The following is a 19,861-nucleotide window of genomic DNA, read 5'->3' on the forward strand; positions in this document are numbered from 1 at the left end:
CTCCCTGGATGCAGTTGTCATTTTGGTTCCCCGATCAAGCTGACCGGATCTCATCACATTCGGAACCCAGTATTCCTTGCCTGACGTGCGCCACAGGTGAGAATCGCTTGTGCCGCGCCAACGATTAACCGTTGATGCGGGCCTTCCAACGAGGAAGGCCCGCATTCGGTCTTCGGTGGCGCATCAGGCGGTGGTCAGGCTCCGATACTGGAGGCTGCCCGCTTCGGATGCCTTGGCAGCTGCGGCCAGCCCGCGTTCCAGGTCCCCCAGCAGGTCGTCGGCTTCCTCGATTCCCACCGACAGCCGCACCAGGTTTGCAGGGATTTCCAGCGGGGTGCCGATCAGCGACGCATGGGTCATTTCCCGCGGATAGCAGACCAGCGATTCCACCCCGCCCAGCGACACCGAGAGCTGGAAAAGATCCATGGACTCCGCGAAGGCGCGGGCCGCTGCCTCGTCGGCCAGCTGCAGCGAGAGGATCCCGCCGAAGTCGCGCTGCTGGCGGGCGGCCAGCTCGTGGCCGGGATGCACGGGCAGCCCCGGGTAGTAGACGCGGGCCACGTCCGGCCGGCCCTCCAGCCATCCGGCCAGCGTGGAGGCGGTGGCGCAGTGACGTTCCATGCGCAGCCCCAGGGTCTTCAACCCGCGTGAGGCCAGGTAGTTGTCCTGCGGCCCGGACACCGCGCCGCCGGCGAACTGCTGGTAGCCCACGGCCTCGGCCAGCGACTGCCCGCGGTGCAGGTGCTCCCCCACGATCACCGCGCCGCCGAGCACGTCCGAGTGCCCGCCGATGTATTTGGTGGTCGAGTGCACCACCGCGTGCGCGCCGAATTCCAGCGGGCGCTGCAGGTACGGGGTGGCGAAGGTATTGTCCACGACCAGCAGCGCGCCGGCTTCCGCGGCCACGGAGGCCCAGCCTGCCAGATCAGCGATGCCCAGCAGCGGGTTGGAGGGAGTTTCCACCCACAGCAGCGCGGTGTTCGGGCGCAGTGCTGCGCGCACCGCGTCGAGGTTGGTGATGTCCACGGCGCTGGCGGTGATGCCCCACTTGTGGTGCAGGCGGGTGATCAGCCGATTGGTGCCGCCGTAGCCGTCGGCGCCCAGCACGATGTGGTCGCCCGGGGCGAGCAGCGCCCGCAGCAGCGCGTCTTCCGCCGCGATCCCGGAGGCGAAGGAGAAGCCTGCGGCTCCGCCTTCCAGGGCGGTGAGCTGGGTTTCGAACCCGTTGCGGGTCGGGTTGGAACCGCGGGAGTACTCGTGGCCTGCACGCAGCACGTTGATGCCGTCCTGGATGAAGGTGCTGGTCTGGTAGATCGGAGGGATCACCGCACCGGTGTGCGGATCCTTTTCCTGGCCGGCGTGCACCGCCAGCGTATTGAAGCCGCTCATGCGAAGCTCTCCTCTCGGGTCGCGGCCTGGGCCGCGTTCAGCGCGCGGTCCAGGTCGCGGATCAAGTCTGCGGGGTCTTCCAGCCCTACCGAGATCCGCAGCACCGCGCGGTTCAGGCCCGCGTCGGCCAACTGCGCTTCGGAGAGCCGACAGTGGGTCATGGTGGCAGGGTGGGCGATCATGGTGCGGGTGTCGCCAATGTTGGCGGCCAACACAATCACCTCAAGGCTGTCGATGAACGCGGAGACCAGGGCCTCGTCGTGCAGTTCCACCGCCAGCACGCTGCCGGTGCCGCGCGGGAAGAAGCGTTTGGCCCGCTCAAAGTGCGGGTGCCCGGGCCGGCTGGGGTGGTGCACCTGCGCCACCGCGGGGTGGGCCTGCAGGAAGTTTGCCAACAGCAGCAGGTTTTGCTGCGCCGCGGCGGTGCGCACGGACAGCGTTTCGATGCCGGTCAGGATGCCATGGGCGCTGGCCGCCGGCAGGGTCGGGCCCAAGTCGTGCAGGAACTTGGAACGCACCAGCATGGAATAGGCTCCGGCCCCGTAGCGTTCGAGCAGCGAGGTGCCGGCGTAGCGGGCCCGCGGCGCGGCGATCTGCGCCCAGCGGACCGGGTCCGAGAAATCGAAAGTCCCGGAATCCACGACTACGCCGCCGAGCACCTGGCCGTGGCCGGCCAGGGCCTTGGTGGCCGAGTGCACCACAATGTCCGCGCCGTGCAGCAGCGGCCGGAAGTTCGCAGGGGTGGCCAGTGTGTTGTCCACGACCACCGGGATGTTGTGGCGGCGGGCGATCTCGCTGAGCGCAGGCAGGTCCGGCAGCGTGGACAGCGGGTTGGTGACCGATTCAAGGAAGAACGCGCGGGTGTCTTCCTCGATGGCGGCTTCCCAGGCCGCCGGGTCGTCTGGGTCCACGAAGCTGATGCGGATGCCGAAGTCGTTGAATGAATCGGTGAGCAGGTCCACGGTGCCGCCGTACAGCTGGCTGGAGGCCACGATGTGCTTCGGGCCCTGTGTCAGCGCCAACAGCGCCAGTGCCACGGCTGCCTGGCCGGTGGCGGTGGCCACCGCGTAGGCTCCGGCCTCCAGGGCGGCGGCGCGCTGCTCGAAGACCGACACCGTGGGGTTCCCGGTGCGCGAATAGGTGAAGCCCGACTGGCGCAGGGCGAACTTCTCCACCGCATCCGCATGCGAGGGAAATTCATAGGCCGCGGAGGAATACAGCGGCACGGTCAGCGGTCGGTAGTCCCCGCTCGGGGTGTATCCGGCGTGGATCGCCGCGGTTGACTGCTGTGCGAGGTCTCGTGGCTGGGCCATGGCAGTACTCCTTCTCGTTGTGTAATCCACGAGAGAGTGCACCGAACACGGTGCCGCGCACCGCCGGTGCCAGGCCGATTGCCGGCCTGGACATCACGGTACGAGGCACAGCGCCGCGGTTTATAACGCGGCTCGGAGCTGCTCCATCGTTCCTGGCATTAGCACCTTTCGGTTTCCCGATGGTTGCTGCGACGTCGACGAGCCAGATCTCTTAGTCGCTCTTGATGGGTAGGTAGTTCCATGGTTGGGCACCGGCACCGCCAGGCGCAAGCGGGAGTGCGGCCGACGCTTCATGCAGCGCCGCGGCCCGTCATATGTCGCGGTTTCGTCATGCTGGGCATGGCCCCGTATGGCCTTTGTGACGTGTCGACTGGGGCGAAAACCGCTGGGTTCCGGAGATTAGGGGCTTATATGTGTCGCGTGAGGTCGAAATGAAGACGCATTATGACGTTTCAGCCCATCAGGTGCACACCGAACTCGGAGACCACCGAGCGCACTTCCTCAAGGTAGCGCTGGGCCTGTTCGGTCAGCGGAATCGCAGCGTGGTCGATCCAGCCGATCTCGATCCGCTCGTCGATGTCCAGCGGGATGGCGACGATGGACGGGTCCAGCTCGTCGCTGATGATGCCGGTGGAGATCGTGTACCCGCCCAGGCCGATCATGAGGTTGAAGATGGTCGCACGGTCCGAGACCCTGATCTCGCGCTTGCTGGAGAGGGTGGAGAGGATTTCCTCGGCGAAGTAGAACGAGTTGTTCGCACCCTGGTCGAAGGTCAGCCGCGGCAGGTCCTCGAGGTCCTCCAGGGTGGCGCGCCGGCGGGATGCAAGTGGGTTGGTGCGCGAGATGAAGATGTGCGGGTCGGCCAGGAACAGCGGGTGGAACACCAGCCGGGATTCGCGCAGCAGCTTGTCGATGACCTTGCGGTTGAAGTCGTTGCGGTAGAGGATGCCGATTTCGCTGCGCAACGTGCGCACGTCCTCGATGATCTCCTCGGTGCGGGTCTCTCGCAGCGAGAATTCGTACTCCTCGGCCCCGCTGGCCTGGACCATGCGCACGAACGCATCCACGGAAAACGAGTAGTGCTGGGTCGAGATGCCCAGCAGACGGCGGGAAGGCGGGCGGCCCAGGTAGCGATGCTCCAGCAGCTGCACCTGTTCGAGCACCTGGCGGGCGTAGCCCAGGAACTCAGCACCCTCGACAGTGAGCGTCACGCCCTTGGCCGAGCGCACCAGCAGCGTGCGCCCCAGGCGGGCTTCGAGCTCCTTCATCGCCGCGGACATGCTCGGCTGGGCCACGTAGAGCAGGTCGGCGGCCGCGGAGATCGATCCCTCGGTCGCGACCGCAGTGAAGTAGCGAAGCTGTTGCAGCGTCAGGCCGCTTGCCTTTTGAACCATAGGCTGAGTCTATATCAATCCATAGTTAGCCCCAGTTACCCGATATCGAAAAAGGCCCTGCATGATTGAGGCATCCACTTGATTCAGGCCTGTCCAGGCCCATGACCAACAGATTGGCCGCCATGGCAGACGCATTGACCTTCAGCATTTCCGGCACTGACTTCAACCAGGACTACACCCCTGCCCAGAGCTCGCGCATCACCACGAACTTCGCGAACCTGGCCCGCGGCGAGAACCGCCGGGAGAACCTGGGCAACGCGCTGACGATGATCGACCGGCGCCTGAATTCCCTGATGCACTGGGACAATCCGGACGGCGAGCGCTTCACGCTCCAGCTGGAAATCATCTCAGCCAATGTGCATTTCAACTCGGCACAGGGGGCGCAGGACTTCCCGCTGCTGGAGGTGCTGAACACCAGCATCCTGGACCGCTACACCGGGACGAGCACCCACGGCATCGTGGGCAATAATTTCTCTTCCTATGTGCGGGACTACGACTTCAGCGTGCTGCTGCCGGCAACTGCCGACGCCTCGGGCAAACCGGTGGTCCCGGAGGACTTCGGGGAGCTGCACGGCCGGCTTTTCCAGCACTTCCTTGACTCGGAAGCCTACCGCCAGCGCTTCGAGCAGCTGCCGGTGATCTGCATCAGCGTCTCCACCTCCAAGACCTACCGCCGCACCGGCAACATCCACCCGGTGCTGGGCCTGGAATACCAGCAGGACGACTACTCGCTGACCGACGAGTACTTTGCGAAGATGGGCCTGAGAGTGCGCTACTTCATGCCTGGCGGCTCCGTTGCCCCGCTGGCCTTTTACTTCCGCGGCAATCTGCTGAACGACTACACCAACCTGCAGCTGGCCAGCACGATTGCCACCATGGAGACCTTCCAGAAGATCTACCGCCCGGAGATCTACAACGCGAACTCCCCCGCCCCAGCGGTCTACCGGCCTTCCTTGGGCGCGCAGGACTTCTCGCGCACCCAGGTTTCCTACGACCGCGAGGAGCGCACCCGCCTGGGCGCAAGCCAGGGCAGGTACACCGAAGAACACTTCATCACCCCGAACCGCGAACTGCTCGACGCATGGGCCGCCGGCTACGCCGTCCCCGCCGCCTAAGCGCCCCTGAACACCTCACGAATTCAAAGGACCAGTTATGACCAACACCCTGCTTCCCACCTCCATCGTCGGCAGCCTGCCCAAGCCTTCCTGGCTCTCGGAAACCGAAACCCTGTGGTCGCCATGGAAGCTTGAGGGGGCGGCGCTGGCCGAGGGCAAGCAGGACGCGATGCGCGCCGCGGTACTGGAGCAAACCCGGCGCGGAATCGACATCATTTCCGACGGCGAGCAGACCCGCCAGCACTTCGTGACCACCTTCATCGAGCACCTGTCAGGTGTTGACTTCGAGAACAAGCAGACGGTGCTGATCCGCGACCGCTACGAGGCCAGAGTGCCCAGCGTGGTCGGCGCGGTGGAGCGCAAGGCCCCCGTGTTTGTTCAGGATGCGAAGTTCCTGCGCACGCTGACCGACCGCCAGATCAAGTGGACGCTGCCCGGCCCGATGACAATGGTGGACACCTTGCACGACGCCTACTACGGCAGCCGTGAGAAGCTGGCTTGGGAGTTCGCCGCCATCCTGAACCAGGAAGCCATGGAGCTGGAAGCCGCGGGCGTGGATGTCATCCAGTTCGACGAGCCGGCGTTCAACGTCTTCTTCGACGAGGTGGCCGACTGGGGTGTGGCAGCGCTGGAACGCGCCTGCGAGGGTCTGAAGGCGGAGACCGTGGCGCATATTTGTTTCGGCTACGGCATCAAGGCGAACAACGACTGGAAGGCGACCTTGGGCACCCAGTGGCGCCACTACGAGAAGTCCTTCCCGCTGCTACAACGCTCCTCCATCGACACCATTTCGCTTGAGTCCCACCATTCGAACGTCCCGGTGGAGGTCGTGGAGCTGGTGCGCGGCAAGCGGGTCATGCTCGGTGCCATCGACGTAGCAAATCAGCAGATCGAGACCCCTGACGAGGTGGCAGAAACCCTGCGCAAGGCGCTGGCGTACGTGGATGCCGACAAGCTCATCCCGAGCACCAACTGCGGCATGGCTCCGTTCCCGCGTGATGTGGCGCTGGCCAAGCTCAGTGCGCTGAGCGCCGGGGCCGCTGTGCTGCGCGAGGAGCTTGTCGGCGCAAGCGTCTAAAACCGAAGTGGCGGCGCAACGCTGATTACCGCCGACGCAGGCCAGAGCCCAGTGGCGCTGACTGCGTCCTCGGTGGCTTCGGTGAGCGGGCAGCCACAGTTGCTGTTGTTCTCAATTTCCGAGCTGTCCTCGGCCGCCGGGGGGGGGCTTGCCCAGGCGGCATCGGTGGTTGTGCATTTTCTTGATGCCCAGGACATCGAAGGGACGAAGCTCGGTGCAACCAGCGGCATCGACCGCTTTGCCCAAGCCCAGACCTGAACCCGGCTGGAAAGTGGTGAAGCCATGTATGATGGTGTGCGCGTCTGGATGCGCTGCGAGGTTGCCGAACGCGTTCCGGCTGGTGAATCCACGGTGTACCTTGCACGGCCTGTGAATTCCCATATCGAACGCGATGTGTCACGGACGATACTGAAGCTCTACTCGTCGATTTGCCAACGAATAGTTAGGATATGTTCGCGACGATCTGAACCTTTCAAAGCTTGTTCGATCATTTCTAGGTAGTCATCCGCTTTCCGGCGCAAACGATTACGCTCAACCTTGAATTCGTCATACAGACTCTCTGCGCGCTTTGCCAGTCGTTGAGCATCCTTTCGGAGTTGGAGTCGTTTCGAAAGGTTGCTGGCACGCCGCTCTAGCGCACGAACTTCTTCTTCTTCCTTGTTGAGTTTGCGTACCTCGGCGTCGTATTTTGCCTTGTGATCCTTGAGGCGAGCCTCAACTAGATCACCTTGCTCGATGCTGAATTGCGCGGTCCGGTTCTGCACGTACCGGTTGTACTGTGTGGCTTGGGCGGAAAGTGCTGAATAAACAGGATCTAAATCGATATGGGGCGAATTGCTAATACGAGTGCAGGTGAGGTCGAGGATTTGTTCAACCAGCTCAGCATCGACGGGCTGGCCCGTGTCTGTTTGCCCAGCAGCAAGCAAGTATGATTCTTCCGAGAAGTCCTCTCCGACCTGAGTAGTGAATTTCATCAGTTCAATGGTGAGGAATCCCTTCTCACCCTGCATACCACGTACCGCCGCCGCTACTCTATCGGACGCTCGGATCGAAAAATGTAGTGTCTGCTCCGGCGTACTGCCAGCGATTGCTCGTTGGATGACGAATCGCCCGAGGTCGCTTCCATATCGGTATTGGTGTGCTCCATGGAGAGGCTTCGATTTGAAGAAGTATTTTCCGGTCAAGATTTCCGGTTCTGGCGCTTCCGTCAACGTGAAGCTGTACCCACCGTCGTCAAACCGCGCGTAATCGCCAAGCTCTCGTTGCGTCACTTGGAGAAGAAGTCGTTCGAAGTTGTTGAGAACTACTTCTTGCTGGGCGTCGTAGCTTTTCAACTTGTCCTGGACGTTCGGGTCAAGGTTGTCGAAGACTCGTGCGCGGGCTGACTGCATCTCCGCGCTGATCTCGGCCTCGTATTGACGTTCAATTGCATCGAACGCAGCATTGATCTCGTCGGCAGTCTTGCACCGTTCGAGGATGCCCACAATCATTTTCTCGAAGTCCAGACCATCTTCGATCGTTCCAAGCACCTCATCCGATGCTCCGAAAACAGACTTGAAGAGGTTGAACTTCTCAGACAGCAGCTCGAGGATGCGTTCTTCCGCAAGGTTTCCCCTGTTCGAAAAATTCACGACGATAACGTTGTGCTTCTGTCCGTAACGATGGACACGGCCGATACGCTGTTCAACACGTTGCGGATTCCAAGGCAGGTCATAGTTGACCAACATCGAACAGAACTGAAGGTTGATACCTTCGGCTGCAGCTTCAGTAGCGATCATGATGCTGCCGCGTTCGCGGAACTCATCTACGAGGGCTTTTCGACGATCAGCCGATGCCACTCCCGTGATCAGGTCAGATCCATCGTTCGTCGCGAGCCAGTCCTTATAGATCTTGCTCGCCTCTGATGAGTTATTTTGGCCGTTGAACAAGACCAGTCCATCACCACGACCAGCCTCGCGAAGCGTGACCGCAAGATATTCCTGAGTCTTCGTCGAGTCTGTGAAGATGATCGCCTTTTGTGGCGCACCAACTTCCGTCAGCTTCGCAAAACCTTGATCAATTGCATCCAGAAGTTGCACGGCTTTCTGATTGACACGAATCGAACGTGCAAGTGCCGCATACTCACGAAGTTCCTCCACTTCGGCAAGGGCCTCTCGCCGAGTATCGACAGCAACTTCTTCCTGATTTTCTTTCGGCATGGCGAAAAGGGCAGTCTCTGCTGCTTCGATCTCATCCCCAGTGAGATCTTCGTCGATCAAAGCTCCGCGTCGCGAACGGCGTTGACCAGCGTAAAGCTCTCCCTCTAGGCGATTTGCGATACCTTCCAACGTCGACGCGACTGCGTACGTCGATGATCCGAGCCTCTTACGAAGAATGAGCGCGGAGAGGTGTCGCTGAGATTTCGCGAACGCATACAGCTCTGGACGCTGCAAGTAGTCGTTGACCCTTTCATAAAGGTCCTGCTCTGCCGGCGAGGGCATGAAGCCGAACGTGAGCGGCATTCGTTCGGTGAAGCGGATGTACTTCTGTGCATCGCGGCGGAGTGTGCGTTTCGCAAGACGCGAGATACGCATGGATAGGTCATCGTTTCCAAAATCGTCAGGACGATCAACATAGCGTTCCTTGAAGCCTTCGATGGAGTGGAAGAACTCTGGGTCGAAGACAGAAACGAGCCCGTAAAGCTCCTCGAGTCGGTTCTGCAAAGGTGTCGCTGTAAGGAGCAATGACTTTCGTGCATTGCTCATCACATCGGAGACAGCGAGGGCGATCTTAGCATTACCCTTCCAGAATGAGCGCAGACGATGGGCTTCGTCAGCGACCACCAAGTCCCAGTGCCGCGAGAGTTCTTCCTGGTTGCGCAGAACAAACTCGTACGAGCAAATCAGCGCCGCTGCGGACAAGCCCAGGCAAGGTCTAAGGAGCTCTGTTTTGCTTTTCGCGTCGAGAAGCTTTGCAGGTATTGCAAACTTCTCATCGAGTTCCTGCTGCCACTGCTGACGAAGGGACGAAGGAGCAATAATCAAGATGCGACGCTTGCGTTCCGACCAGTATTGGCAAAGAACGATACCTGCCTCAATCGTCTTTCCCAAGCCGACCTCGTCAGCAAGTATGACGCCCGGCGACGACGAAGTCTGCAACGCAAACAACGCTGCATCGATTTGGTGCGGCTTCGGATCTACCTGCGCATCAAACAACAGACCCGCAAGCTTACCCACGTGGTCCGACGCATAAGAGCGCTCGAGTTGGTGCGCGTAGAACTTTGCCTGGTGAGCTGTCAACCGTGACGTCATCCCTTATCCCTACCTGTAGTCGCTCGCCAGATCAGACTCGTACAGCGACTTCGCGTCTTCTACGCGTCGGATCGCATTACGGACTTGGTCGCGCTTCAGATCAAGAACGCGATAGCCTTTAGTCGTCTCTGCCACAGACTCGACGCGACGGAACTCATCACCATATTTCTCCACGAAGTCGACTAGCCCACGGAGCTTCGGCATGGCATCTGACAGGTGGTAACCATGCGGATCAACGAGATCAGCAACAATTCCGTACAGTCCTTCGGAGAAGAAAATAAAGTCGGGCCGCAATGCTTTCCAATCACCGGAAGGTGTAGCGTAGGCGATCGCGAGCGATTCCTTGACGCCGCGGTTCGGGTTACGCCACCATCCGACGTACCCGCTTCGTGAGCTCTCGGTCTCGAGAACCTTCTTCTCCCAATTATTAAGATCTGCCGGAAATTCACCCGCGTCATCCACCATGAGGTGGTTGCGGAACGTTGGAAGCTCCCGCTCTATATCGCCGGTTTCACGGACTTTAGATTCAGCCTGACCAGCCTTCGGGATGACCATGCTGATACGTTCCGGCTCCGTCGACATCCCTTCGAGACGCTCGTAGGCAGCCTGCTTCTCATCGGACAGATTCTTCCGATCTACGCGCGTCTCAGTCAGCCAGTCCCGCGCGAACCGGTCGGCTTCTCGTTCGACACTCTTGACGATGTCCGACACCAAGCCGATCGCTGCTACCTCAACGTACGCATCTAGAAGCTCGTCTTCGATAGCGTCTTCAGGTACGAGGTAATCGACGTAAGCACCGCACAGTTGCTTACTGAGGTTTCGTTCCGCAACTTTGTACGCTTCGTAGATAGCACGGGGGTCTGCCGCCGTCTTGAAGGACGAATTCACCCATAGCCCACCGTCAAGGCGAGCCCGGAGTTCCTCGCCAGACATCGTCAGCACGTCCTCGCGTGCCCGATCAACCTGCTCCTTGTACTGCATCGCCCGTGATTCGACGACGCGGGTCAGCTCAGTGGTCGCCTTCCTGACGGCCTGATTTAGTACTTTGTCTTTCGTAAGCTCAGAAGCGAGAGCAGTGAACCGCTGGATCGGCTTCGTTCGCTGCTTCGGTATAGTCACAGTTGGCAACGACTCAAACTTCGCCCAAACCGATTCAGCGAGTTCCTCGTTGGGGTAAAGCATGACCGGGTCAAACAGCACCCTACGTCCCTCACCACCTCCTGACTCACCTTCGTCATCCTTCGAAGTCGCTCCGTGCATCAACATCTCAGCGACGCGCGTCGCAGTAGTCCGATCGAAGTACGGCAGGATGCAGTCTACGGAGTTGAGGAGCTCATTACCTGGCACTCGACGCGCTAGTGGCGTGCGGATCATTCGCCCGAGAAGCTGAGTGATATTCGTCGGATCCGACGCAGGACGAAATGACACAAGTACTTCGGCTCGCGGACAGTCCCAACCAGTGGAAATGGCAGACTTCGCAATCAGAACCCGGATGTGCTTCGAGTCTTGAACGCGCTGTGGCTCAATGTACGGCACAAGATAACCGCCAACTTCTAGTGATTGGTGCTCGCCAAAAACATGCGCGATTGACTCCGCGCCAAGCTCTTGCCATGCCTCGAAGATCGTGTCGAGAGTTCGGATCATCGTTGCGGCGTCTGGCTTGTCGGCCATCTGCACAACGAGCAGTGGAACAACTTCATCGGCCTCATCTTGCTCGCGCGTATACTCGGCCCAGGCTTCGCTCGATGCACGAGTCTTCTCAACTGCACGCCTCAACAAAGTCGTATCGAACGAGCCAGTTTCACTTGGTATAGTGAGTACGATGTCGTCCTTTAACAGACCCGATGCTTGAACAAGCGTCGAGTCTACCTGGACGCTTGGCAGTCCCGTTCGACCCGTAATTGACCTCATTGCCTGCTCAAAGCGATCAACTGTAGCGGAGATGCCGAACACGACCGGTATCGGTGGCACCTTGCCCTGCCCATTTATCAGACGCTGAACGATGGTGGCGCGGTCACGCTGGGGCTTCATACCGCGATGGGCCTCGTCGAGCACCAAGTAAAGCGTCAGCTCTGGGTTCCCGACAGTGTTGATGATCGTGTCGTAGATATTCGTCTGAGCCCCGTCTGGAGCTGGACCATACTCGAACAGTTGGGGTCCGCTCGCTACAAACTTCTCTGCCCCCTTTACGAGAGTGGAGCTTTTACTGAGCTTCTGCGTATTCAGGAAGTAGACGTTGCCTTGGCTAAATTCCTCTGCACGAAAGTCGGAGGTGATCAACTTTAAGCGTGGACCCAGCTCGTCAGAAACAGAGTGTATTCTAGCGCGCGACTGCTCGTTGAGCGCTGGATCGTCCGAAAACCAGAGGACTACCGCACCGGGGTCGGCTGGAAAATCAAACTCATCGGACCCAAATATTAGTGCTTCAATAACAGCTGCAGCCATGACTGTCTTGCCCGCACCCGTCGTGGCAGACAGAGCAAATTGAGAAAGAGAGCCGTATCGGTGATACATGTCCTTAGCTTGGGCAAGACGCTGTAGCACTCCCGAAACCGCGTCAACTTGATAGTCCTTCAATGTGTACCGCATCAGAGACTGCGTCCTTGGTTGATCTCAAAATTCTGAAAGTAGGATTCATACAGCCGAATCACGTGAACGTCTTCAGGAATCTCTCGGCAGATCATTTGAAATACCGCATCATCGTCAGTGATTACAAAAACAAACTGAACAGAGTCGTTGCCACGAATCGCGTCAATGAAATCGTTACTATTATCAACATTTTCGATTACCGCGTAGACATCTGAAAGTTCCCAACCCCTAACACCGAGTTCGCTAAGGATACGACCACGTGACCCAGCTCGCATCCACAGCATAGGTGCAATTCGCTCGAACGAACGATTTCTGCGCACCGATAACGGTGTTTCATAGGTAAGTGTAAAAAAGGCCGCATTCTCCCGGAGGCCTTCAGCTAAAGAGAACTCAGCGTTGAACTTATAGTCCCCCTTCACGCGGTCACCTTCTGGAGTAATACCAGAGATAGCAGCGCGGAGGCGAGGTTTGGTAATAAAATCACAAATTCCATGATTCTCCCATTCGTCGTCTCCAGGGCGCAGGCCTCGCTTCCGCAGTACGATTTGCTCTTCGGCGCTAACTTCATTGTTTGTCACCGAAATGCACTGCCGTACGCCCCCATCCTCATGGTTCAGCCTCATGACAGCATGCGCTGTAGTCCCAGATCCAGAGAAGAAATCTAGAACAATCGCGTTCGGTTTATCTTGGACATAGAACCTAAGGATATCTTCAACTGCGTAAAGTGACTTCGGATAAGGGAACCGTCTTCCTGGCAACAAAGCGGAAAGCATGCCAGCACCACCACTGCCACTCGAGTTGTGAGAGCTGATCCTCCATTGCGTGCCAGCAACGAACTCTGGAACGTAACCTGAGTCGTTCACTATTACGGAGTTGTCAGATGCTCGGCCAATGACTGGGAAAACACCATCGGCAATTTTCTTGCGCTGACCGCTATTTAGATACATGACTGCGGTCTGTTCATCTCGCCATTTACCAAGTTTGGCATGACCTGCGGCGATCAGTTCTCGTAGCGCGCTTGGCGATGTCGACCAGCGGCCTTCTTCGCCAGTTCCACGAATCGGCCAGATCGCTACGGCGCCGTCAGGTGTCTGAACTGAATGATAATCATCCCCAAAATATGCGTCTCCGACCGCAACGAACTCAGGTCCGGCATCACCATTCGTAGCGAAAATTGGGTAAAACAGATTCGGTCTAGCTGTCCTAAGTCCGCCAGCTCCTTGCCTAGCCAGCCACGCCCACTGCAGTTTTTGAGCACGCTTATCATTGACAATTCTCCACTCTTCCCCCAGCGGCAATGCCTTAGGCGAAGATTTGCCTATCTGAACTACGAAAATATACTCGTCCGTTCGACTAAACGCATTTGATCGCGCAGAGCCCTTCGAGTTAATGACGCTAGATATCATCTGAATCTGTGCATCCGGGAACGTCTGCTCGAGCAACAATCCAAGCCTAAGATATTCCTTTTCATCGATCGTAACGATCAGGACAGAATCTTCAGGATTCAGAAGTTCACGCGCAACAAGTAGGCGACGTTCGATAAGCGCCAACCACTTCGAATGACGGTAGTCATCATCCCCTTCAACGTAGTCATTATTGTATTTCCAGTCACGTGCCCCTGTGTTGTAGGGCGGGTCAACATAAATCGCATCGATTCTCCCTCGATGCGTGTAGGTGAGCATTTCCAATGCATGGAAATTTTCGGCGTTGATGACGGTATGAAACGGCTTATCTCCACCGCGTTCGATGCAGCCGGTCTTAATAAGCCCGGGATAGATCTTGTCTTCAAATTCGGCCACAACGACGAGATCCTCAACGGCAACATTAATTCGCTCGGGTTCGTCGTGCGTCAGATCGATGAGCTGGGCATTTCGTTTACCAACCCCATCTAACTCAAGTGACTCAACCCGCCACAGTCGTTGGTCGCCTTTCTTCACCTCATTACGCGGAGGAAGTACGCGTACCTTCGCCCCACGTCGTATCGGTTGGTGCGGAAGCTCCACGGCTTCCGGTTGGTGACGTTCAAAAACAAGACCGAAGCTGCGCCTCTTCGTGAGTGCAACGATCTCTTTCTCAAGATCTGCACCGAGTTGTGCATCTACGCCGCGCACCTGCCGCAACAGGTCGGTGAGTCGTGACATGTTCTATTAGTTCTCCTGCGTCGACACGCCACGTTGGCGCACCCATTCGTCTACTTCGCTAATTTGGAACTTCCAGAGCGGTCCGACCTTGTGGGCGGGCACCTGCTACGCATTGATCCAGGCTTACACAGTGTTCTTCGATACACCGAGATGCACCGCGATCTCCTCAGCAGACTTTCATGGCTTAGCTATGATCACGCGTCGTCAGAGCACTGCGAAGTCAGCGCTATAAAGGATTCTACCGGAATAAGGCTGGTTCATACGGAATCCATTGGATCGAGTCTCGGTTGTGCATCCACATTGATTCTCTCTCTTGCCGATAACCGTTCACACCTCTGGCGGTTCAAGCACGCTGTCCGGTCCTGCACACTTTCATCCTATCGAGAGAAGGTGCGTGGGTCATTGTTTCGACACGTGCCTTGTCAACTGGCGACGAATACAACTATCTCCTGCGCACTGTCTCCACCGCTTACTTCGACTGCACCTTATCCACCCCGCTAGCTCGCGGCTACGGGAAATGCCAGTGACTTTGAGGGCTTGGCGTTGGGAGCCGGTAAGGCTCATGAGGGCATGGACCAATTCGTTTTCCGTGGCGATGAATTCTTGCGCCCGTTGGTCATGTCGAGGCAGGCTCTTGTTCGTTCAGTGCGGACAAGAGCCCAATAGCTTTTCCCAGGACCTCGTTGGTCCCTTTGACCTGGCGGACGCGTTCAGGCAGCACTTTCAGCTCGACTTCGCGTTCTGATTGTTCTCTGGCACGCGCTTTTTCGAAGGTGTACCACGCCTTGTCTCATGTCAATATGCTCGCCTAATATACTGTGCCTCCTCCCCCGGAACCTAGCTCCGGCGATCAGTTGACCCTACAGCTGGTTGATCCGACGGGTGATCTGCGCAGGGTTCAACTCCCGATGCACCGCGGCTAGCTCCTTGGCATGGACTGCGTCCATGGCCCCGAGATCCAGCAGCCGCTGGTAGGCGGTCCGCGGTGCATCGTAGGTGCGTTTGCTGCGCCCCGACCGGGCGGTGCCGTAGCCGTTGGCCTTGACCATGGGCAGCAGGTGGTTCCTGCGCCACCCCACCAGTTCCCACAGCTCGTTGAGCAGCGCCAGTTCCTCGGGCCCCTCATACCGGTAGTGGAAGGCATGGCGGCGCACCCAGTCCCGGTTGCGCTGCTCGACATGCGCGTTGTCGTTGTGCTGGTAGGCCCTGGCCCTGGTCAGGTCGATGTGCTGGCGTTCGGCCCACTCGATGAGCTGGACGTTGATGAACTCCCCGCCGTTGTCGAAATCCAGCCCGGTCATCGGGTAGGGCAGGGACTGCACCAAGTTGTCGATGCCTGCCACCACGTTGCGGTGGGCCCGATTCTTCACCGTGAGGTTCGCCGTCCAGCCGGTGAAGACATCGGTGAGGGTGATCGAATACAGGAACTCACCCTTGAGGCTGTGACCGCAGTGGGCGACCGTATCGACTTCGAAGAACCCGGGGGCTTGTTCCATCGGGGTTCCTGACCAGCGGACGGGGATCTCGGAGCGCAGCATCGCCCCGGGTTTCGTGGAGGACAAACAGGACGCCGGGTAGCGTGCGTCGCGCACCGGTTTGAGGTAGCGGTCCATGGTGCCCGCGGACATGCCCAGCAGTTGCTCGCGGACCTGGTCGGTGAGCAGAACGGCGTAAGTTTCCAGCTCGTTGAACCGTTCGAGGCGTTCGAGTTCATCGGCGATGATCACCGCCAAGTATTTGCCGCAGGGATCCCCTGCCAGGGTCCAGATCCGGGTCAGCACGGTGATAGTGGCCGGTTGGTAGGTGCAGGGCCGGCGCTTGGGTAGCACCACCGGTTTCTTGCCGGTGATCTTGGCGAATTCGGTGGTGACGCGGCGTCGGGCGTTGGCTCTGGACCAGCCGGTCGCGGCGCAGAGGTTGTCCAGGAGGATGCCTTTCTCGCGTTTGGTGGCCTTGGCGTACTCCAGGGCGAAGCCTTTGACGATTTGGTGGCGTGTTGTCGTCGAGAGCCCCTGTTTCATTCCTCCAGCAGACCGCCGTGCCCGCTGGAACGCCAGAGGTTTCGCGAGCAAAAATAAGTGAGGCATGGGCCTCGTTTCGCGAGCACTTTTAATGAGTCAACGCGCCTTGATGACAACTTGCCGAAACACGACTATCATTCCAGACACTAGTTATCCCCACTGTTTGTTGCATACGTCGAGGAGCCCATAGTGGCTACAGAAGATGAATTTCGGAGATTCGTCTCTGAGCAGTCCAATGCTGGAATAAACGAGGCCCTTTCGAAGAAGACAGAAGAAGCTCAGCAAGCTGTAGACGAAAGAGCTAAAACCCTATTGGCCTGGCGAAGCTACCTGGAGACCTGCCAAATGGCAGCAAAAATTCTGAGCGAAAACAATGTGCCTAAATTCAAGTCAGCCAACATTGATTTTCGAAGAAATTATTATGGCGATAAAGCAGGTTTTTTTGAATTGGACTGGAGACGCAAAAAAGCTATTAGTAGTCGAGAATTTCGGAAAATGGAATCGTGCTGGATACTAGGTGCACGGCAAATGTATTTGGGCAGTGAGACTCTAAGTTCATTTTTCGGCATGGTTGATGAAAGAGGTTTTCTCTACAGAAAAGACAGAGTTAGTTCTAGAGTTGGGTCTAGTATTGCGTCTAGAAATTGGAGCTACGATCAACTTATTAAATATGAAAATCCACTAAAGAAGTATTCTTACAGCTCTTACATTTGGACCTTCAGCGCATCCGATGGGCGATTGTATGGGAATTTCCATGAATCACGGGAAGGCTATGGGGGAAGTGTGGATATGGAAGCGGGCGTGATGGAAGGGGTTTCTAATGCCATCATCCAAGCAAGGCTAGCCGAAGAATTGTAATAGCCATATATAAAATTAGATTATAACTAGTCGGTGCTGGATCTAAAATTGGATCTTCTGCGGTCTGCAGCGTATTTTTCTCGCGAAGTCAGTTATTGAACATCTCCTATGATGAACTAGAAGGGCATGACCCACGACTTCAAACAGTGCCTATCTGCGAAGATTTACCGCGATTACCACGAGTCGCCCTCGTGTTAGGCGCTAACCCAGTGGTTTCATGGCGGGCACGTCATTAACAGTCATTAAAACGAAAAAGTGATCCGGACTTGGGATAATAGGAGTGTCTGGCTTCTATTCCACCGAAATCAAGGATCACCTTTTCAGTGAACCATTCTACCCACGTTTTCCCTGCCTTCCCGACCCAACTCACCGGCCAAGCCTTGGTCTCCCATGCTGGGTTGTCGGTGCTCACCAGCTTCCTGAACGCCTTGGACTTCAGCCAACTCTGCGAAGACCGGCTCAGCCAATTCGTCCCAGCCACCGCAACACACCGGCCAGGAAAGATCCTTGGTGCGCTGGCCCTGTCCCTTGCTGCTGGCGGCGAGCAAGCCGCAGACGTTGACCAGCTGCGCGCCGCACCAGAACTCTTCGGACCGATAGCGTCTGATGCGACGGTCAGCAGGTTCATGGGACGGATCAAGGACCAGCCAGAAGCTTTCGCCTATGGCTTCGCCACCATGACCCGCAGCCTACGCTCCAAAGTTTGGGCTGCGGCCGGGCCACGGAACCCAGCCCGGCTGGCCACGTCAGCCAACCCGCTGATCATCGACCTTGATGCCTCGCTAGTGCACGTGCACTCCGACAAAGAGAACAGTGCCGGCACCTATAAAGGTGGGTACGGATTCTCACCCATGATCGCCATGGCCGACTACGGCAAGACGAATGGCACCGGCGAGGTCCTCGCGGTGCAGTTGCGTCCGGGCAATCGGGGCGCGAATTCCGCGAAGTCCCATATTGAAGTCCTCAACCAGGCGTTGGCGCAGCTGCCTGATGATTTCTATGACGAGCACGGAAACCTGCAGGCAGAGAAGATCCTGGTCCGCACCTGAAGCGTGCGGCTCCTCCCGTGAGTTCTTGCACCACCTGCAGTCGTTGGGGATCCAGTTCTCCACCTCCTATTCATTGCCGGTGATCAAGGAGCGGTTCATCCGATGGATCGATGAGAAGAAATACTGGGAACCAGCCCTGACCGCTGACGGGGAGCGGCGTGATGATGCGTGGGTGATCGATGCGAGCAAGGTGATCGAGCTGAAGGACTACCCACCAGGAACAAGGATTTATTTGCGGGCTGAACCGTTGCATCCTAAGGGCGAAAGCGACCTTGTTCGATACGGATGGGAACCGGGTGACCGCGTTCTTGACCAACAGCCCGCGGTTCAACGTGGCGTTCCTCGATGCCCGGCACCGGGCGCGGGGCCGGTGCGAGAACAGGATCAAAACGCTGAAGAGCACGGGGTTGGGCAAGCTGCCGTATTGGTCTTTTGCCGCGAATCAGGCATGGGCTGATCTGGCGATGTTCGCGGTGAATTTGGTGTCCTGGCTGCAGCTGGCGGTGTTGCCTGGTGGCCATGAGGCAGGGTGCTGGGATTTGAAGCGGTGGCGGTTCCGGCTGTTTTCCATGGCAGGGAAGCTTGTTTCTGGTGGCCGGCAACGCCGGCTGCTGATCCCCAAAAATGCGCCGGAAGCTCAGCTGCTATTTCAGCTTCAGCAGAATATTAGGTTGTTGTTCCAGCGGTGGCGGCACGGCGAGCTCGCTGCCTGAACTGGCGGTTGCCCTGTTGTTTCTTTAGTTTCGAAAGGTCATTTCAGTCCAGGTTGGTGGAGCCTGGCGCCCAGCGCTGGTGAGTCAAGGCGCTCTTTGGCGTGGGCTAGAACAGTAACGGCCACCGGGAATCCCTTGGTAGTGGATTTCGGTGGCCGTGTGAGGCGTGATGAAACATCTGGGCTAATGAACCGCACAATAGTTTCCATGGACTATGACAACCCGCTGATCCTCAAAGATGTCGATGCATGGCGTGCCTGGCTTGATGAGAACGAAGAAACCAGCGACGGGGTCTGGCTGCTCGTAGCAAAGAAAGGCACCACCGAGCCGACCTCCCTGATGGTTGCCGACGCGCTGCAGGAAGCGTTGTGCAGCGGATGGATCGACGGCCAGCGCCGCAGCCGCGACGAAACAACATTCCTGCAGCGCTACACTCCCCGGCGCAAAACTTCAGTCTGGTCCGAAAAGAACACGCAGTTCGTGGCAGCGCTGATTGAGCAGGGCAGGATGCGCCCACGAGGACAGGCAGAGATCGACAAGGCCAAAGCCGACGGCCGGTGGGACCGCGCCTATCAAGGGCAGGCCACCGCCCAGGTGCCCGAGGACCTGCAGCGCGCGCTGGATGCGCAGCCGACTGCTAAAGCCGCCTTCGAATCACTGAAGTCCCAGCCTCGATATCACATACTGCATCAGCTGATGATTGCCAAGACCGATAAGACCAGAGCCTCACGCATCGCACGTTTTATCGCCCAATTGGGCGAAGAGTCCGAGTGACATGCGCTGAATAACGATTTCCAAGTATTTTCGAATGGTTGATTGACGGATTGACTAGGCTTCATGAAGAATCCTTCAAGTGCTCTCCACACCCGATTCACATGCCTAGACAATGAGGAAACCTGTGAGGAAAAAGC

At 58.1% G+C, this 19,861-nt stretch carries 12 protein-coding genes, 1 pseudogene and 1 riboswitch; of the genes and pseudogenes, 6 read left to right on the forward strand and 7 right to left on the reverse strand.

Annotation, left to right across the window (positions count from 1 at the left end):
* Positions 1 to 183: 183 nt before the first annotated feature.
* From RF641_RS04675 to RF641_RS04685, 3 genes are all read right to left on the reverse strand, one after another.
* Entirely contained in the window at positions 184 to 1,389 is a 1,206-nt protein-coding gene (locus RF641_RS04675; protein ID WP_424572622.1) for a cystathionine gamma-synthase, read from the reverse strand.
* A complete protein-coding gene (locus RF641_RS04680) occupies positions 1,386 to 2,702 on the reverse strand; it encodes an O-acetylhomoserine aminocarboxypropyltransferase/cysteine synthase family protein (RefSeq protein ID WP_424572623.1) in 1,317 nt (438 codons plus the stop codon). The genes RF641_RS04675 and RF641_RS04680 overlap by 4 nt, the downstream gene beginning before the upstream one ends.
* 140 nt (positions 2,703 to 2,842) lie before the next feature.
* Positions 2,843 to 2,933, reverse strand: a riboswitch (SAM riboswitch).
* A 221-nt stretch (positions 2,934 to 3,154) separates the two neighbouring features.
* Positions 3,155 to 4,096, reverse strand: a complete 942-nt coding sequence (locus RF641_RS04685; RefSeq protein WP_424572624.1) for a LysR family transcriptional regulator — start codon at positions 4,094 to 4,096, stop codon at positions 3,155 to 3,157.
* A gap of 122 nt (positions 4,097 to 4,218) precedes the next feature.
* On the opposite strand from RF641_RS04685, the gene RF641_RS04690 reads away from it, so the two are divergent.
* From RF641_RS04690 to RF641_RS04700, 3 genes are read left to right on the forward strand one after another with little or no spacing between them, the layout of a single operon-like run.
* The gene (locus RF641_RS04690) at positions 4,219 to 5,211 is read left to right on the forward strand and encodes a putative oxygenase MesX (protein ID WP_424572664.1); all 993 of its coding nucleotides are present in this window, start codon (positions 4,219 to 4,221) and stop codon (positions 5,209 to 5,211) included.
* 37 nt (positions 5,212 to 5,248) lie between these two features.
* Entirely contained in the window at positions 5,249 to 6,289 is a 1,041-nt protein-coding gene (locus RF641_RS04695) for a methionine synthase (RefSeq protein WP_424572625.1), read from the forward strand.
* Positions 6,290 to 6,310: 21 nt separating this feature from the next.
* Positions 6,311 to 6,547: a flavin reductase gene (locus RF641_RS04700; RefSeq protein ID WP_424572665.1), complete on the forward strand. Its 237-nt coding sequence runs from the start codon at positions 6,311 to 6,313 to the stop codon at positions 6,545 to 6,547.
* Between the two features lie 158 nt (positions 6,548 to 6,705).
* Here the strand turns inward: RF641_RS04700 and RF641_RS04705 are convergent, their stop codons facing one another.
* The 4 genes from RF641_RS04705 to RF641_RS04720 all read right to left on the reverse strand — a co-directional run bounded on the left by RF641_RS04705 (position 6,706) and on the right by RF641_RS04720 (position 16,330).
* Positions 6,706 to 9,579, reverse strand: coding sequence for an SNF2-related protein (locus RF641_RS04705; protein ID WP_424572626.1), 2,874 nt, complete (start codon positions 9,577 to 9,579; stop codon positions 6,706 to 6,708).
* A 9-nt stretch (positions 9,580 to 9,588) separates the two neighbouring features.
* Positions 9,589 to 12,168: a DEAD/DEAH box helicase gene (locus RF641_RS04710; protein ID WP_424572627.1), complete on the reverse strand. Its 2,580-nt coding sequence runs from the start codon at positions 12,166 to 12,168 to the stop codon at positions 9,589 to 9,591.
* Positions 12,168 to 14,309 carry a site-specific DNA-methyltransferase gene (locus RF641_RS04715; RefSeq protein ID WP_424572628.1) on the reverse strand — a complete coding sequence of 714 codons (2,142 nt, stop codon included), beginning with the start codon at positions 14,307 to 14,309 and terminating at the stop codon, positions 12,168 to 12,170. The genes RF641_RS04710 and RF641_RS04715 overlap by 1 nt, the downstream gene beginning before the upstream one ends.
* An 860-nt stretch (positions 14,310 to 15,169) precedes the next feature.
* Positions 15,170 to 16,330, reverse strand: coding sequence for an integrase catalytic domain-containing protein (locus RF641_RS04720; RefSeq protein ID WP_424572629.1), 1,161 nt, complete (start codon positions 16,328 to 16,330; stop codon positions 15,170 to 15,172).
* A gap of 189 nt (positions 16,331 to 16,519) precedes the next feature.
* On the opposite strand from RF641_RS04720, the gene RF641_RS04725 reads away from it, so the two are divergent.
* The 3 genes and pseudogenes from RF641_RS04725 to RF641_RS04735 all read left to right on the forward strand — a co-directional run bounded on the left by RF641_RS04725 (position 16,520) and on the right by RF641_RS04735 (position 19,724).
* Positions 16,520 to 17,188, forward strand: a complete 669-nt coding sequence (locus RF641_RS04725; RefSeq protein ID WP_424572630.1) for a hypothetical protein — start codon at positions 16,520 to 16,522, stop codon at positions 17,186 to 17,188.
* Positions 17,189 to 17,511: 323 nt separating this feature from the next.
* Positions 17,512 to 18,950, forward strand: a pseudogene (locus RF641_RS04730) (IS1380 family transposase).
* A 207-nt stretch (positions 18,951 to 19,157) separates the two neighbouring features.
* Positions 19,158 to 19,724: a YdeI/OmpD-associated family protein gene (locus tag RF641_RS04735; protein ID WP_424572631.1), complete on the forward strand. Its 567-nt coding sequence runs from the start codon at positions 19,158 to 19,160 to the stop codon at positions 19,722 to 19,724.
* Positions 19,725 to 19,861 lie beyond the last annotated feature (137 nt).

The organism is Arthrobacter sp. 'calajunan' (assembly GCF_046940185.1).
GTDB classification, from domain to species: Bacteria; Actinomycetota; Actinomycetes; order Actinomycetales; family Micrococcaceae; genus Glutamicibacter; species Glutamicibacter soli.